This is a genomic window from Streptomyces sp. NBC_00775, assembly GCF_036347135.1.
In the GTDB taxonomy this organism is placed as follows: Bacteria; Actinomycetota; Actinomycetes; order Streptomycetales; family Streptomycetaceae; genus Streptomyces; species Streptomyces lutosisoli.
Genome location: NZ_CP108938.1, coordinates 5510092 through 5525189, shown reverse-complemented (window position 1 = coordinate 5525189; position 15098 = coordinate 5510092). Strand labels below are relative to the sequence as shown.

Sequence of the window (15098 nt, the reverse complement as noted above, 5' to 3'; positions counted from 1 at the left end):
CGCTTACGCTCGATGCATGAGTCTGCGTCTGAGCACTGTGATCCTGCCGTACGTCCGCTGGCACGAGGGCGGGCGTTCCGCCTGGCAGCGTGCGGAGCAGCTCGGCTTCCACACCGCGTTCACGTACGACCATCTGTCGTGGCGGACCTTCCGCGACGGCCCGTGGTTCGGGGCCGTGCCGACGCTGACCGCCGCGGCCGCCGTCACCGACCGGCTCCGCCTCGGCACGCTCGTGACCTCGCCGAACTTCCGGCACCCGGTGACGCTCGCCAAGGACCTGATCTCCCTCGACGACATCTCGAACGGCCGGGTCACCCTGGGCATCGGCGCGGGCGGCACCGGCTTCGACGCCACGGCGCTCGGCCAGGACCCCTGGACCCCGCGCGAGCGCGCCGACCGCTTCGGCGAGTTCGTACCGCTGCTCGACCGGCTCCTGACCGAGGACTCCGTCTCGTACGGCGGTGACCACTACTCGGCGCACGAGGCGCGCAACATCCCGGGCTGCGTCCAGCGCCCCCGGCTGCCCTTCGCGGTGGCCGCCACCGGGCCTCGCGGACTGAAGCTCGCCGCCCGGCACGGGCAGGCGTGGGTGACGACCGGCGACCCGAAGCTGTACGAAACCGGCACCCCCGACCAGTCGGTTCAGGCCATTCGCGGGCAGGTCGACAAGCTGGCCGACGCGTGCGCCGCGATCGGCCGGGACGTCGGCGAGCTCGACAAGATCCTGCTCACCGGCTTCACCCCGGACCGTGGCCGTCCGCTGGAGTCCCTCGACGCGTTCGTCGACTTCGCGGGCAGGCACGCGGAGCTGGGCTTCACCGACATCGTGATCCACTGGCCGATCCCCGACTCGGACTTCGCGGCCGACGTGAAGATCTTCGAGCGGATCGCCATGGAGGCTCTGGCGCAGCTGCCCTGAGACCCCGCCCCGGCCGCCCTTGGCTGGACGGGGCGTAACGGTGCTGGTGAGGACGGTAATCACTCACATGTGCGGTCCGCCGCACGGCCGTGCGCGCATATGCGGGAGAATGGGCGGGTGACCTCAGCGACTCGACGGCCCGAGACCCCGGCCTCCACCGTTCCGCCCCGGCTGATCGCCACGGATCTCGACGGCACCCTGCTGCGCGACGACAAGTCGGTGTCCGAGCGCACGATCGCCGCCCTCGCCGCCGCCGAGCAGGCGGGCATCGAGGTCTTCTTCGTCACCGGCCGCCCGGCTCGCTGGATGGACGTCGTCAGCGACCACGTCCATGGGCACGGCCTGGCGATCTGCGGCAACGGTGCCGCCGTGGTCGACCTGCACGGCGGCCCCGGCGCCCACCGGTTCGTCAAGGTCCGCGAGCTGGCGCGGGAGAACGCGCTCGACGCCGTACGGCTGGTGCGCGAGGCCGCGCCGGGCGCCGTGTTCGCCGTGGAGCAGACGTACGGCTTCTACCAGGAGCCCACGTACCCCAAGCTGCACATGGAGACCCCCGACAGCCTCGCGCCCGCCGAGAAGCTTCTGGCGGCGGACGCCCCCGGTGCCGGCGAACCGGTGCTCAAGATCCTCGCCTTCCATCACGAGCTCGACCCCGACGCCTTCCTCACCGTCGCCCGCCTGGCCATCGGCGACCGGGCCAACGTCACCCGCTCCAGCCCCAGCGCCCTGCTGGAGATCAGCGGCCCCGACGTCTCCAAGGCCAGCACTCTCGCGCTGTGCTGCGCCGAGCGCGGTATCTCCCCCGAGGAAGTCGTCGCCTTCGGTGACATGCCGAATGACGTCGAGATGCTCAGCTGGGCGGGCCAGTCGTACGCCATGGGCAACGCCCATCCCGAGGTGATCGCCGCGGCCTCCGGACGCACGGTCGCCAACAACGAGGACGGCGTGGCGGTCGTCATCGAGCGCATACTCGCGGAACGCCTGCACTGAGCGCCCCGTAGCTTGAGCTCCCCGTAAGTTGAGCGCCCCGCAAGGGGCGCGGGGAACTGCGCGACAAGCCCCCACTCACCCGCAGTCAAACCACAACCCGCGGCTCGAAGCAGACGTCACCTACAAGCCGACCCCCAGCCATAACCGGGCCCCACCTCAAACCGGCCCAACCCGCGGAGCGTACGGCGCTTGCCAGACCACCGTCGTACCGCCCCCTCCCTCCCCGATCCCCGCCCCGTACCAACTGTCCCCGCCCAGCGACTCGGCCCGCCGCTTGAGGTTCCGCAGGCCGCTGCGCCGCCCCCCGTCGGGGATGCCGACCCCGTCGTCGGCGACGCTGAGCCGTACGCCCTGCTGTCCGTCCGGGAGGTGCGCGGTCGCGTCGACGACGACGTCGATGCGGGAGGCCCCGGAGTGCCGGAAGGCATTGGAGAGGGCCTCGCGCAGGGCGGCGATGAGGTTCTTGCCGGTGAGTTCGCCCACCAGTGTGTCGACGGGGCCGATGAAGCGGTGGCCGGGCTTGAAGCCGAGGGGTACGGCGGCCATGTTGATCTCACGCAGCACACGGGTGCGCAGTCCGGACGGTACTTCGGCGGGGCCTTGCTGGAGCGCGAAGATGGCGGTGCGGATCTCCTGGATGGTGACGTCGAGTTCGTCGACCGCCTTGCCGACGCCCTCCTGAACCTCGGGCACGACTGACCGCCGCTGTGCGCTCTCCAGCATCATCCCGGTGGCGAACAGCCGCTGGATCACGAGGTCGTGCAGGTCACGGGCGATCCGGTCGCGGTCCTCGTACACCGCGAGCCGCTCCCGGTCACGCTGGGCCTCGGCCATCATCAGCGCGAGTGCGGCCTGCGAGGCGAACTGCGTGGCGAGGATGCGTTCGGTCTCGGTGAACGGGCGGCCGTCGCGGGTGCGCGGGGTGACGAGGGCCCCCAGCACCCGGCCGTCGCTCTGCAGCGGCAGCATCATCATCGGCCCGTATTCGCGTGCGGGTTCCGGGAGCATGCGCCGGTCGGTGGCCGCGTCGTCGACGAACACGGCCTCCCCGTCGAGGATTTCGGCGACGAATTCGCTCTCCGGCGGGATGACCATGCCGAGCGTCTTCGAGGGGCCTTCCAGGGCGACGGCGACGATCTCCAGGCCGCCCTCCTCTGCGGGCAGCAGCACGAGCCCGGCCGCGGAGCCGGAGAGCCGGCGGGCCTGTTCGGCGACGACCTGGAGGGCGTCCTCGGCGTCGCCGCCCGACAGCAGCGCCGTGGTGACGGCCACCGACCCGTCGATCCAGCGCTCGCGCTGCTGGGCGGCCTCGTACAGACGGGCGTTGCCGATGGCGATACCGGCCTCCGCGGCCAGCACCCGGACCATGTCGAGGTCGTAGTCGTTGAACGGGCCGCCGCCGCGCTTCTCGGCCAGATACAGATTCCCGAAGATCTCCCCCTGTACCCGGATCGGAACCCCGAGGAAGCTCCGCATCGGCGGATGGTGCTCAGGGAACCCGCAGGAGCGCCGATCGTCGGCCAGGTTCGCGCGCCGCACCGGCCCCGGGTCGTGGATGAGCGCCCCGAGCAGCCCCTTGTGCCCGTCGGGCAGCCGTCCGATCCGCTGGGCGGTCTCCTCGTCGACCCCGTAATAGACGAAGTCCGCGAGCCCGTTCCCGTCCTCCGCCACGACCCCGATGGCCGCGTACCGCGCGTCCGCCAGCTGGGCGGCTGTCTCGCAGATCCGGTCCAGCGTGGAGTGGAGCTCAAGGCCCGACCCGACCGAACGCATCGCCTCCAGCAGCTGCGGCACACGCGCGGTCAGCTCGGCCGACAGCCCTTGCAGGCTCCGGGACGCCCGAGCCGCCCTGTCCGGGCCGCCGTCCGGGTCGGGCGAGGCGGGAGCTACTGACATGGCTTGAGCGTAGTTAGTCCTATTTGTAAGGGAAAGTCGGGATGGGGTCGTGCGGGAAGGCCAGGACCGGAGGTGCGGGAGGCCCGCTCCACCGGCTGCCGGCCGGTCCGGGGCGGCCGGACGGCGAACGCCGGAGGCACGGACCGCTCCTGGGCCCTGTCGTCACATTCCCGCCCGCCCCCGACAACGGGACCTAGCTGTATTGCCCCGCGGCCCCGACCAGCAGATCCCCCGCCGCTTCCCGCTCCACCATGTCCCGCAGCGGCCCCTCGCCGGCCGCCAGCTCCGCGTACGGACCCCGCTGGACCACCCGCCCCTCCGCGAGCACGATCACCTCGTCCACCGCGTCGAGTCCGGCCAGCCGGTGCGTGACCAGCAGCGTCGTACGGCCCTCGGTCGCGGCCAGCAGATCCGCGGTGAGCGCGTCGGCCGTCGGCAGGTCGAGGTGTTCCGCGGGCTCGTCGAGGACGAGGACGGGGAAGTCGGCGAGCAGCGCGCGGGCGAGCGCGAGCCGCTGCCGCTGGCCGCCCGACAGCCGTGCGCCGTGCTCACCGATCAGCGTGTCGAGCCCGTCGGGCAGCCCGTCGGCCCAGTCGAGGAGCCGGGCCCGCGCGAGCGCGTCGCGCAGCTCGGCCTCCGTCGCGTCCTTCCGGGCCAGCAGCAGGTTCTCGCGCACGGTGCTGTCGAAGAGGTGCGCGTCCTGGGCACACAGCCCGACCATGCGGCGTACGGCGTCCCCGTCCATGCCGTACGCGTCCACGCCGCCCACCGTGTACGTCCCCGCGTCCGGGTCCAGGAACCGCAGCAGTACCTGCGCGAGCGTGGTCTTCCCCGACCCGGAGGGGCCGACGACGGCGATCCTGCGGCCCTGTTCGAGGGTCAGGTCGAGCCCGGCGAGCGCGTCCCGGTCCTGTCCGGTGTGACGGGCCCGGAGCCCCCGTACACGCAGCGGGAACGGCGACGCGGGCGCCTGCTGCGGACGTTCCGGTTCGCTTACGGGATCGGGCGCGTCCAGCACTTCGTACACGCGCTCCGCACTCTTGTGCACCCGCTGCCGGTACTGGACGGCGAGCGGCAGCCCCAGGACGGCCTCGAAGGCGGCCAGCGGGGTGAGGACGACGACGGCCATCGCCACGCCGCCCAGGCGCCCGGCGGCGACCGCCTGGGCACCCACGAGGGCGGTGGCCGCGACGGTCAGTCCGGACGCGAGTGCCGTGAGCCCGTCGCCGAGCGCGGTCGCGGTGGCGGCCCGGGAGGCGATGCGGGTGAGTACGGTGTCGGCCCGCCGCGCCTCGGCGGTACGGGCGGGCAGCGCGCCCGCGACGGTCAACTCGGCTGTTCCCGTGAGCAGATCGGTCACCCGGGTCGCCAGGACGCCGCGCGCGGGGGCCAGTCGCCGTTCGGCACGGCGCGCCACGGCACCGGTCACGAGCGGGACGCCGATGCCGGCCGCCAGCAGTCCGACGGCGAGGGCGGCACCGGCCTCGGGCAGCAGCCAGGCGGTGAAGCCGACGGAGGCGGCGGACACGACGACCGCGGCTCCGGCGGGCAGCAGCCACCGCAGCCAGTAGTCCTGCATCGCGTCCACGTCGGCGACGAGCCGCGACAGCAGATCTCCGCGCCGGGTCGTCCGCAGCCCGGCGGGCGCGAGGCGTTCGAGGCGCCGGTACACGGCGACCCGGGTGTCGGCCAGCATCTTCAGCACCGCGTCGTGCGACACGAGCCGCTCCGTGTACCGGAACACGGCCCGCCCGATCCCGAACGCCCGCGTGGCCGTCACGGCCACCATCAGATACAGCACCGGCGGCTGCTGGGACGCCCGCGAGATGAGCCACCCGGAGGTGGCCATCAGACCGACGGCACTCCCGAGCGCGAGACTTCCGAGGAGCAGAGCGAGCGTGAGCGGCCCGCGCCGGGGAGCGGCCATGGCCCGGACGCGAGCGAGCACGCCCCCACGCGCCCGAGGTGCCGCATGGGGCTCTTCGCCGTCCGCTGCGGGCACGTTTTCCGGCTCGACCGGTCGCAGCGACTGCGCACGGCCGGCGTCCGCGGAGCCGGGCACCTCGGCGGTCACGACGGGCTCCGCCAAACCAGGCACGTCGGCAGACGCCTGTGGCTCCAGCCGCACCACCCGGTCCGCCACCCCCAGCAACGCCGGCCGGTGCACGACCAGCAGCACCGTCCGCCCCACAGCGAGCCGCCGCACCGCGTCCACGACCTCCGCCTCGGTCGCCCCGTCCAGCGAGGCGGTCGGCTCGTCGAGGAGCAGCACGGGCCGGTCCGCGAGGAACGCCCGGGCCAGGGCGAGGCGTTGGCGCTGGCCGGCCGACAGCCCGGCTCCGTCCTCGCCGAGGACCGTGTCGACCCCGTCGGGCAGCGCGTCGACGAAACCGGCCGCACCCGCGTCGGCGAGCGCCCGGCGCAGCGCCGCGTCGTCGGCGTCGGGCCGTGCCAGCCGTACGTTCTCGGCGATGGACCCGGCGTACAGATGGGGCCGCTGCGGCACCCAGGCGATCCGCGAGCGCCACTCCACCCGGTCGGCCTCGCCAAGATCGACTCCCCCGACCCGCACCCGGCCCTCGGTGGGCGCCACAAACCCCAACAGGACGTTCAGCAGTGTCGACTTGCCCACGCCGCTCGGCCCGACAAGGGCGACCGTCTCACCGGGGTCGACCGTGAACGAGAGGTCCGAGACCGCGTCCCCGGAACGGCCCGGGTACCGCACGGTGACGCCCTCGAAGCCGATCTCCCCCGCCGGCGCGCGCAGCGAGCCGGACGCCGGAACCGGTGTCTCCAGCACCGAGAAGATCTCCTCGGCCGCCGCCAGCCCTTCGGCCGCGGCGTGGTACTGCGCCCCCACCTGCCGCAGCGGCAGATACGCCTCGGGCGCGAGGACGAGGATGACGAGCCCTACGTACAGGTCCATCTCGCCGTGCACGAGCCGCATCCCGATGGTCACCGCGACCAGCGCGACCGAGATCGTGGCGAGCAGCTCCAGCGCGAAGGACGACAGGAAGGCGATCCGCAGCGTCCGCATGGTCGCCTGCCGGTACTCGCCGGTGATCTTCCGGATCGACTCGGCCTGTGCCTTGGCCCGGCCGAACACCTTGAGCGTGGGCAGCCCCGCGACGACGTCCAGGAAGTGCCCCGAAAGGCGTGACAGCAGCCGCCACTGACGGTCCATCTGGGTCCGCGTGGCCCAGCCGATCAGAACCATGAAGAGCGGGATCAGCGGCAGCGTGCCGACGATGATCGCCGCCGACACCCAGTCCTCGGTGACGATCCGGGCGAGCACGGCCATCGGAACCACCACCGCGAGCCCCAACTGCGGCAGATAGCGTGAGAAGTAGTCGTCGAGCGCGTCAACTCCCCGCGTAGCGAGCGCGACCAGTGATCCCGTCCGCTGCCCGCTCAGCCACCCGGGGCCGAGGAGCGCGGCCCGCTCCAGCAGCCGCCCCCGCAACTCCGACTTGACCGCCGCGCTCGCCCGGTGTGCGGCGAGCTCGGTGAGCCAGGAGACGACCGCCCGCCCGATCGCGACCAGCGCCAACAGCATTAGCGGTGTGCGGAGTTCACCGGCCGAGAGTCCGTGCTGGAAGGCGCCGACCACTACCTCGGCAATGAGCATCGCCTGGGCAATGACCAGCACCGCCCCGGCGATGCCCAGCCCAACGACCGCCGCGAGAAAGAGGCGAGTGGCGCTGGCGTACCGCAGCAGACGCGGATCGATCGGTTTCACGTGAAACACACCCTTGACTCATCGGGCATGTTTCACGTGAAACGGTCGTTTCACGTGAAACATGCCCGTCGATTCAGCAGACCTCAGTGAGCAACATCGGCCGCGATGTGCTGCGTACCGATCCGCTTGCGGAACACCCAGTACGTCCACGACTGGTAGAGCAGGACGATCGGCGTGGCGATGCCCGCGCACCAGGTCATGATCTTCAGGGTGTACGGGCTCGACGACGCGTTGGTGACCGTCAGGCTCCAGTCCTCATTGAGCGAGGACGGCATGACGTTCGGGAAGAGCGTCAGGAAGAGCATCGCGACGGCTGCCACGATGGTGAGCCCCGACAGCATGAACGCCCAGCCCTCACGACCGCCGTTGACCGCCACAAGGGCGGCGACGAGCGCGGCCACGGCCACGACCAGGGCGACCAACGACGCACCGTCGCCGTTCTCGACCTGGGTCCAGAGCAGGAAGATCAGCGCCACCACGGCTGTCGCCAGCCCGAGTTGCAGCGCCAGCTTCCGCGCCCGCTCCCGAATGTCCCCGACGGTCTTGAGCCCGACGAACACCGTCCCGTGGAAGGTGAACAGCGTCAGCGTGACCAGGCCGCCGAGGAGCGCGTACGGGTTGAGCAGGTCCCAGAAGGTGCCCACGTACTCGAAGTTCTGGTCGATCTTCACTCCGCGCACGATGTTGCCGAAGGCCACGCCCCACAGGAACGCCGGGATCAGCGAGGTCCAGAAGATCGCGGTCTCCCAGTTGCGCTGCCAGTTCTCCTCGGGCCGCTTTGCCCGGTACTCGAAGGCGACACCGCGCACGATCAGAGAGACCAGGATGATCAGCAGCGGCAGATAGAAGCCGGAGAAGAGCGTGGCGTACCACTCGGGGAAGGCGGCGAAGGTCGCACCGCCCGCCGTGAGCAGCCACACCTCGTTCCCGTCCCAGACGGGACCGATCGTGTTGATCAGCACCCGCTTCTCGGCGCGGTCACGGGCCAGCAGCTTGGTGAGGATGCCGACTCCGAAGTCGAAGCCCTCCAGGAAGAAGTAGCCGATCCAGAGGACCGCGATGAGTACGAACCAGACGTCGTGAAGTTCCATGACTTGTGCGCTCCCTGGGCCTAGTAGGAGAAGGCCATCGGCTTGTCGGCGTCACGGGAGTCGCCGCCGATCCTGGTGGGCGGGTTGAGGTCGGCGTCGGTGAGCTCGGGCGGTCCGGCCTTGACGTACTTCACGAGCAGCTTGACCTCGACGACGGCGAGGATCGCGTAGAGCGCCGTGAAGACGATCATCGAGGTGAGCACCTCGCCCTGGGAGACACCGGGGGAGACCGCTTGCCGGGTCTGCAGCACGCCGTAGACGACCCACGGCTGACGGCCCATCTCGGTGAAGATCCAGCCCCAGGAGTTGGCGATCAGCGGGAAGCCCAGGGTCAGGATCGCGATGCGCCAGTACCACTTGGTGAGCGTCGGGCCGAGGGCCTTGTTCTTGAAGAGGACGAGATGCGGCACCTCGTCGTCGCCGACCCTCAGGTGCTGCGGCAGCATGAACTTCTTGCGGGTCAGCCAGAGTCCGACCAGGCCGATCGCGAAGGACGCCATGCCGAAGCCGATCATCCAGCGGAACGCCCAGAAGGCGACAGGGATGTTGGGCCGGTAGTCGCCGGGACCGTACTTCGCCTGCTCGGCCTTGTTGGTGTCGTTGATGCCGGGGACGTACGAGCTGAAGTCGTCGTCGGCGAGGAACGACAGTATCCCTGGGACGGACAGCTCGACGGTGTTGTGCCCCTTGCTGACGTCCCCGTACGCGAAGATCGAGAACGGCGCGGAGTCCTGACCGTCCCACAGTGCCTCGGCGGCGGCCATCTTCATCGGCTGCTGCTTGAACATGACCTTGCCGAGGGTGTCACCGCTGATCGCGGTGAGCAGTCCGGCGATGGCGACGGTGACCAGGCCGAGGCGCAGCGAGGTCTTCATCACAGAGACGTGCTTCTTGCGGAGCAGGTGGAAGGCGGCGATGCCGACGATGAAGGCTCCGCCGGTCAGGAAGGACGCCGAGATCGTGTGGAAGAACTGGGCGAGCGCGGTGTTCTGGGTCAGCACATGCCAGAAGTCGGTGAGTTCGGCACGCCCCTTCGCCTTGTTGATCTTGTAGCCGACGGGGTGCTGCATCCAGGAGTTGGCCGCGAGGATGAAGTACGCCGACAGGATCGTGCCGATCGAGACCATCCAGATGCAGGCGAGGTGGATCTTCTTGGGCAGCTTGTCCCAGCCGAAGATCCACAGCCCGATGAAGGTGGACTCGAAGAAGAAGGCGATCAGGGCCTCGAAGGCGAGCGGGGCACCGAAGATGTCACCGACGAAGCGCGAGTAGTCGGACCAGTTCATGCCGAACTGGAACTCCTGCACGATGCCGGTGACGACACCCATCGCGATGTTGATCAGGAAGAGCTTGCCCCAGAACTTCGTGGCCCTGAGGTACTTCTGGTTCTCCGTGCGCACCCACGCCGTCTGCAGGCCGGCGGTGAGCGCGGCGAGCGAGATCGTCAGGGGGACGAAGAGGAAGTGGTAGACGGTGGTGATACCGAACTGCCATCGCGCCAGAGTCTCCGGCGCCAAAGCCAATTCCACGTCGTCAGTCTCCTTACGTCGCCGTGGTACAGCGGCAGTTTGCCCCCTTTGTCACATGCATCATGGGAGCAACCGGGACACGCTTGTGAACGCGTTCACATTCACAAGCAATTATGACGCATGGCCGTTCGACGCGTGAGGGGCGGGGGGTCCTTAAAGCGGCCCGTTGGGCCCCGGCAGGGATGGACCGGTGGACCCATGGCGCGCGAGGGGTTCCCAAGTCCTTCAACATATTGTTGAATCCGCCTCATGCAGATACGGATCTCCTGGCCCGCGGGGCACCTCACCGCGACCCTCGACGACACCCCGACCACCCGGGCCCTCGCCCAGGCGCTGCCGCTCGCCTCCACCGCCCACACCTGGGGCGAGGAGGTCTACTTCGACACCGGCGTCTCCGCCGCCCTGGAGGTCGGCGCCCAACAGGTCGTCGAGCCCGGCACGGTGGCCTTCTGGACCGACGGCGACGCCCTCGCCCTCCCCTACGGGCCCACACCGATCTCGCGAGGCGACGAGTGCCGCCTCGCGAGCCCGTGCAACGTCCTCGGCCGCCTCGACGGCGACCCCCGCACCCTCACGACCGTGCGCGACGGCGACCCCGTACGCGTAGAACTCGTAGACCGTGTAGAGCCCTAGGGGCCCCAGCGGAACTTCGACACCCCCCGAAACGTAGGACGGGGTGGGGGACCAGCGCCCCCTAGGGCCACAACTCCCCACACCCCTAGGTGATCAGAGCTCCTTGCGGAACCCCTCCGTCGCCTTCAGGAAGATGTCGTTCGCCTCGTTCTCGCCGATCGTCACCCGGACTCCCTCGCCGGCGAAGGGCCGTACGACGACCCCGGCCTGCTCGCAGTGGGCGGCGAAGTCGAGGGTGCGCTCCCCCAGTCGCAGCCACACGAAGTTGGCCTGCGTCTCGGGCACCGTCCAGCCCTGACCGCGCAGCGCTTCGAGCACGCGCTGGCGCTCGCACACCAGCGAGCCGACCCTGCCGATCAGTTCGTCCTCGGCGCGCAGGCTCGCCACGGCGGCGTCCTGGGCCAGCTGGCTCACGCCGAAGGGCACCGCCGTCTTGCGCAGCGCCGCGGCGACCGGCTCATGGGCGATCGCGAAGCCGACCCGGAGACCGGCGAGTCCGTACGCCTTGGAGAACGTGCGCAGTACACAGACGTTGGGCCGGTCACGGTAGATCGCGACGCCGTCCGGCACCTCGACATCACGGATGAACTCGCGGTACGCCTCGTCCAGAACGACCAGCACATCACTGGGCACCCGGTCGAGGAACCGCTCCAGCTCGGCCCGGCGCACCACCGTGCCGGTCGGGTTGTTGGGGTTGCAGACGAAGATCAGCCGGGTCCGGTCGGTGATCGCGTCCGCCATCGCGTCCAGGTCGTGCACCTCACCCGGAGTCAGCGGCACCCTCACCGAGGTCGCCCCGCTGATCTGCGTGATGATCGGGTAGGCCTCGAAGGACCGCCAGGCGTAGATGACCTCGTCACCGGGGCCGCTCGTGGCCTGCAGCAGCTGCTGCGCCACCCCGACCGAGCCGGTGCCGGTCGCCAGGTGCGAGACAGGGACGCCGAAACGGTCCGACAACTCGTTCATCAGCCCGGTGCACGCCATGTCCGGGTAGCGGTTGAAGGACCCCGTCGCGGCGGTGACGCTCTCGATCACGCCGGGCAGCGGCGGATACGGGTTCTCGTTGGAGGACAACTTGTACGCCACCGGACCGCCCGCCGCGGCGGGCTTGCCGGGCTTGTAGGTGGGGATACCCTCCAGCTCGGCACGCAGCTTGGGGCTCGTCTCGCTCACCGCAGTCCTCCTCGTGACGACCAGCGGCTCATGACCACCACCGGCTACCAATGCTTCTCACCTTATGAGGATTCGGCGCCGCTGCGAATGGCTGCGGACAACCGAACGGCCACCGGCCGACGGCCGGGCGCGGCTCGGTGATCATCCTCGTGACTGCCCGACGGTGATCCTCGTACGTTCCGGTGATCATCCTCGTGACTACCCGACGGTGATCCTCGTACGTTCCGGTGATGATCCTCGTACGGCTCGACGGTCATCCTTGTACGAAGGCGTACGAAATGGGGGGCGCGCCGCCCGGAGGCGCACGCGCCGGTGGCTCACGCCGTGGCGCGCATCCCTCGTGAAGGTGAGTTGAGACCTCTTCGAAACATGGCCCACTTGGCAGGCTCATGCGTGCCGACAAGTCACGTACTGCCATTGTATCGTTCAACTGCCTTTGTTTCTAAGGGAGTTGACCCACTTCGACCATGCAGAAACGTGCCTGTCAACGAGTGCATATGCGTCCGCACTACCCCACCGCATGAGCCCTACTATCGGCTCGCCATGACAGCAGCAGGGAAGCACCAGGTGAGCCGGGCGGAGACCTCCCGCCGAGGCGGTCGACCGGGCCGGGCGGGTATCAGAGACGTGGCTGCGGCCGCAGGGGTCTCCATCACGACTGTGTCCGATGCCCTCAACGGCAAGGGCCGGCTCCCGGACGCCACCCGACGCCACGTCCGCGAGGTCGCCGACCGGCTGGGCTATCGCCCGTCGGCCGCGGCCCGAACCCTCCGTACCGGCAAGTCGGGCCTCATCGGCCTGACCGTGACGACGTACGGGGATGAACCTTTCACCTTCACGGAGTTCGCGTACTTCGCGGAGATGGCCAGAGCCGCCACCTCGGCCGCGCTCGCCCGGGGCTACGCCCTGGTCATCCTCCCCGCGACCTCGCGCCACGACGTGTGGTCGAACGTCGCCCTGGACGGAACCGTGGTCATCGACCCGTCCGACCAGGACCCGGTGGTCAGCGAGTTGGTCCGGCAGGGCTTACCGGTCGTCTCCGACGGCCGCCCGGCGGGCTCGCTCCCGGTCACCGCCTGGGTGGACAACGACCACGAGGCCGCGGTCCTGGGCATCCTCGACCATCTGGCCGACGCCGGCGCCCGCCGGATCGGCCTCCTCACCGGCACCACCACGGACACGTACACCCATCTCTCCACCACCGCGTATCTGCGCTGGTGTGAGCGCGTGGGCCAGGATCCGGTGTACGAGGCCTACCCGGCGCACGATCCGTGCGCTGGGGCCGTCGCCGCCGACCGACTCCTCGCCCGGCCCGACCGCCCCGACGCCGTCTACGGTCTCTTCGACCCGAACGGCACCGACCTGCTGGCCGCGGCCCGGCGCTACGGTCTGCGCGTACCGGACGACCTGCTGCTGGTCTGCTGCAGCGAGTCGACCGTCTACGCCAACACCGAGCCGCCCATCACAACGCTCTCCCTCAAACCGCGCCGGATCGGCACGGCCGTGGTCCAGCTCCTCATCGACGCCATCGAAGGGGTCGAATCGGACCAACCGGTCGAGCAGGTGATACCGACGGAGCTGATCGTGCGGACGTCCTCCGAGCGTCGTCCGCCCCGTACGACGGTCAGTGCGCCCCGATCACCCGAGAAGGGTTGACGCCCGACGCCGAAAGGGCGGGGAAAGCCCCGCCCAATTCGGGCGAAAACCGCGGTGAACTGGGCTCCTCCTCCGATTCACCACCCCTGGGTCATCACATGGCGCGATCCGCATTCCTATGATGGGCGGACGACACCGCGGGCCGCTGCGACCAGGCAGTCCGATCCGGTGCAGATGCGGCGCGATGGTGGTGGAGGGGTCGATGACTCAGGGGGCCGGTCAGGGACCCGAGGTGGTGCGGACGGCGACGTTGCGCGACTTCCGGGTGCCCGCGTACGTCCACGAGACCGGTCCGTACGTCCCCGAGACCGGTCCGTACGCGCAGAGCACGCCTCCCGGCGAGGGCGCCAGACCCGCCGAGGAGTCCGCCGAGTACGCGGCCGCGGCTCACTCGTCCGCGGATTACCCGCCTGCCGAGTACCCGTCCGCGGAGTACTCGGCGGAGTACACGCCCACTCGGCGCGATCTGCCCGTCATCAACCGGGGTGACACGCTTCAGGTCGCCGTTGACCCCGACGCCGTGGCCGCCCCGGCGCCCGGCGACGGGCCGGGTCCGCTGTACGTCGTCGGCGATGTGCACGGCTATCTCGACCAGCTGGTCGCCGCGCTCCAGGAGCAGGGACTCATCGACGCCGCGGGCAACTGGTCCGCCGGGACCGCGCGCCTGTGGTTCCTCGGCGACTTCACCGACCGCGGCCCGGACGGCATCGGCGTGATCGACCTCGTGATGCGGCTGTCCGCCGAGGCGGCCGCGGCCGGCGGCTACTGCAAGGCCCTCATGGGCAACCACGAGCTGCTGCTGCTCGGTGCCAAGCGGTTCGGCGACACCCCCGTCAACTCCGGCGCGGGCACCGCCACCTTCCAGGCCGCCTGGCTGCTCAACGGCGGCCAGAAGACCGACATGGACCGTCTCCAGGACCACCACTTGCAGTGGATGGCCCGCCTCGACGCCATGGAGCAGGTCGACGGACACCTCCTGGTGCACTCCGACACCACCGCCTATCTCGACTACGGCGACTCCATCGAAGCGGTCAACGACACCGTCCGCGAAACCCTCACCCGCAACGACGCGGACGAGTGCTGGGACCTCTTCCGCAAGTTCACCAAGCGCTTCGCGTTCCGGGACGACGGGGGCGCCGAGGCCGTTCGGGAACTGCTCGGCGCGTACGGCGGCACCCGCATCGTCCATGGTCACAGCCCTATTCCGTACCTCCTGGGCGAGGTCGGCTCGGAGGAGGGCGAGGACGGCGCGGGCCCGGTGGTCGAGGGACCGCATCTTTACGCCGACGGGCTGGCCATCGCGATGGACGGCGGAGTGACCATGGCCGGAAAGCTGCTGGTCCGGCAACTTCCCCTGGATAGCTGAGCGTTCCTCGGGCAGGCGTCCCCCACGGAGGACTGCGCTGGCCAGGGGGCAATTTCTGGAAACCCCCTGTCACGGCGTGCCGTCACCGCTCTACCATCAGCTTATC

General features: G+C 70.1%; 10 protein-coding genes. 5 read left to right on the top strand and 5 right to left on the bottom strand.

The window, feature by feature from the left end:
- Positions 1 to 16: 16 nt before the first annotated feature.
- Positions 17 to 919 carry an LLM class flavin-dependent oxidoreductase gene (locus OIC96_RS24585; RefSeq protein WP_330305761.1) on the top strand — a complete coding sequence of 301 codons (903 nt, stop codon included), beginning with the start codon at positions 17 to 19 and terminating at the stop codon, positions 917 to 919.
- 99 nt (positions 920 to 1018) lie between these two features.
- Complete coding sequence (locus tag OIC96_RS24580; protein WP_330305762.1) at positions 1019 to 1909, top strand: Cof-type HAD-IIB family hydrolase; 891 nt, start codon at positions 1019 to 1021, stop codon at positions 1907 to 1909.
- A 156-nt stretch (positions 1910 to 2065) separates the two neighbouring features.
- Here the strand turns inward: OIC96_RS24580 and OIC96_RS24575 are convergent, their stop codons facing one another.
- From OIC96_RS24575 to OIC96_RS24560, 4 genes are all read right to left on the bottom strand, one after another.
- The gene (locus OIC96_RS24575; protein ID WP_330305763.1) at positions 2066 to 3805 is read right to left on the bottom strand and encodes a GAF domain-containing sensor histidine kinase; all 1740 of its coding nucleotides are present in this window, start codon (positions 3803 to 3805) and stop codon (positions 2066 to 2068) included.
- Positions 3806 to 3998: 193 nt separating this feature from the next.
- A complete protein-coding gene (cydD, locus tag OIC96_RS24570) occupies positions 3999 to 7544 on the bottom strand; it encodes a thiol reductant ABC exporter subunit CydD (RefSeq protein ID WP_330305764.1) in 3546 nt (1181 codons plus the stop codon).
- 83 nt (positions 7545 to 7627) lie between these two features.
- Positions 7628 to 8635, bottom strand: a complete 1008-nt coding sequence (gene cydB / locus OIC96_RS24565) for a cytochrome d ubiquinol oxidase subunit II (RefSeq protein WP_330305765.1) — start codon at positions 8633 to 8635, stop codon at positions 7628 to 7630.
- Positions 8636 to 8655: 20 nt separating this feature from the next.
- Complete coding sequence (locus OIC96_RS24560) at positions 8656 to 10164, bottom strand: cytochrome ubiquinol oxidase subunit I (RefSeq protein ID WP_330305766.1); 1509 nt, start codon at positions 10162 to 10164, stop codon at positions 8656 to 8658.
- A 249-nt stretch (positions 10165 to 10413) separates the two neighbouring features.
- On the opposite strand from OIC96_RS24560, the gene OIC96_RS24555 reads away from it, so the two are divergent.
- Positions 10414 to 10797, top strand: coding sequence for a cyclophilin-like fold protein (locus tag OIC96_RS24555; RefSeq protein WP_330305767.1), 384 nt, complete (start codon positions 10414 to 10416; stop codon positions 10795 to 10797).
- A gap of 93 nt (positions 10798 to 10890) precedes the next feature.
- On the opposite strand, the gene hisC is transcribed toward OIC96_RS24555, so the two are convergent.
- Positions 10891 to 11970 (bottom strand): histidinol-phosphate transaminase, encoded by a 1080-nt coding sequence (gene hisC / locus OIC96_RS24550; RefSeq protein WP_330305768.1) that lies wholly within the window; start codon positions 11968 to 11970, stop codon positions 10891 to 10893.
- A 543-nt stretch (positions 11971 to 12513) separates the two neighbouring features.
- Between hisC and OIC96_RS24545 the strand changes: the two genes are divergently transcribed.
- On the top strand, positions 12514 to 13626 hold the full coding sequence (locus OIC96_RS24545) for a LacI family DNA-binding transcriptional regulator (protein ID WP_330305769.1): 1113 nt from the start codon (positions 12514 to 12516) through the stop codon (positions 13624 to 13626).
- A 202-nt stretch (positions 13627 to 13828) separates the two neighbouring features.
- Positions 13829 to 14992: a metallophosphoesterase gene (locus tag OIC96_RS24540; RefSeq protein WP_330305770.1), complete on the top strand. Its 1164-nt coding sequence runs from the start codon at positions 13829 to 13831 to the stop codon at positions 14990 to 14992.
- Positions 14993 to 15098 lie beyond the last annotated feature (106 nt).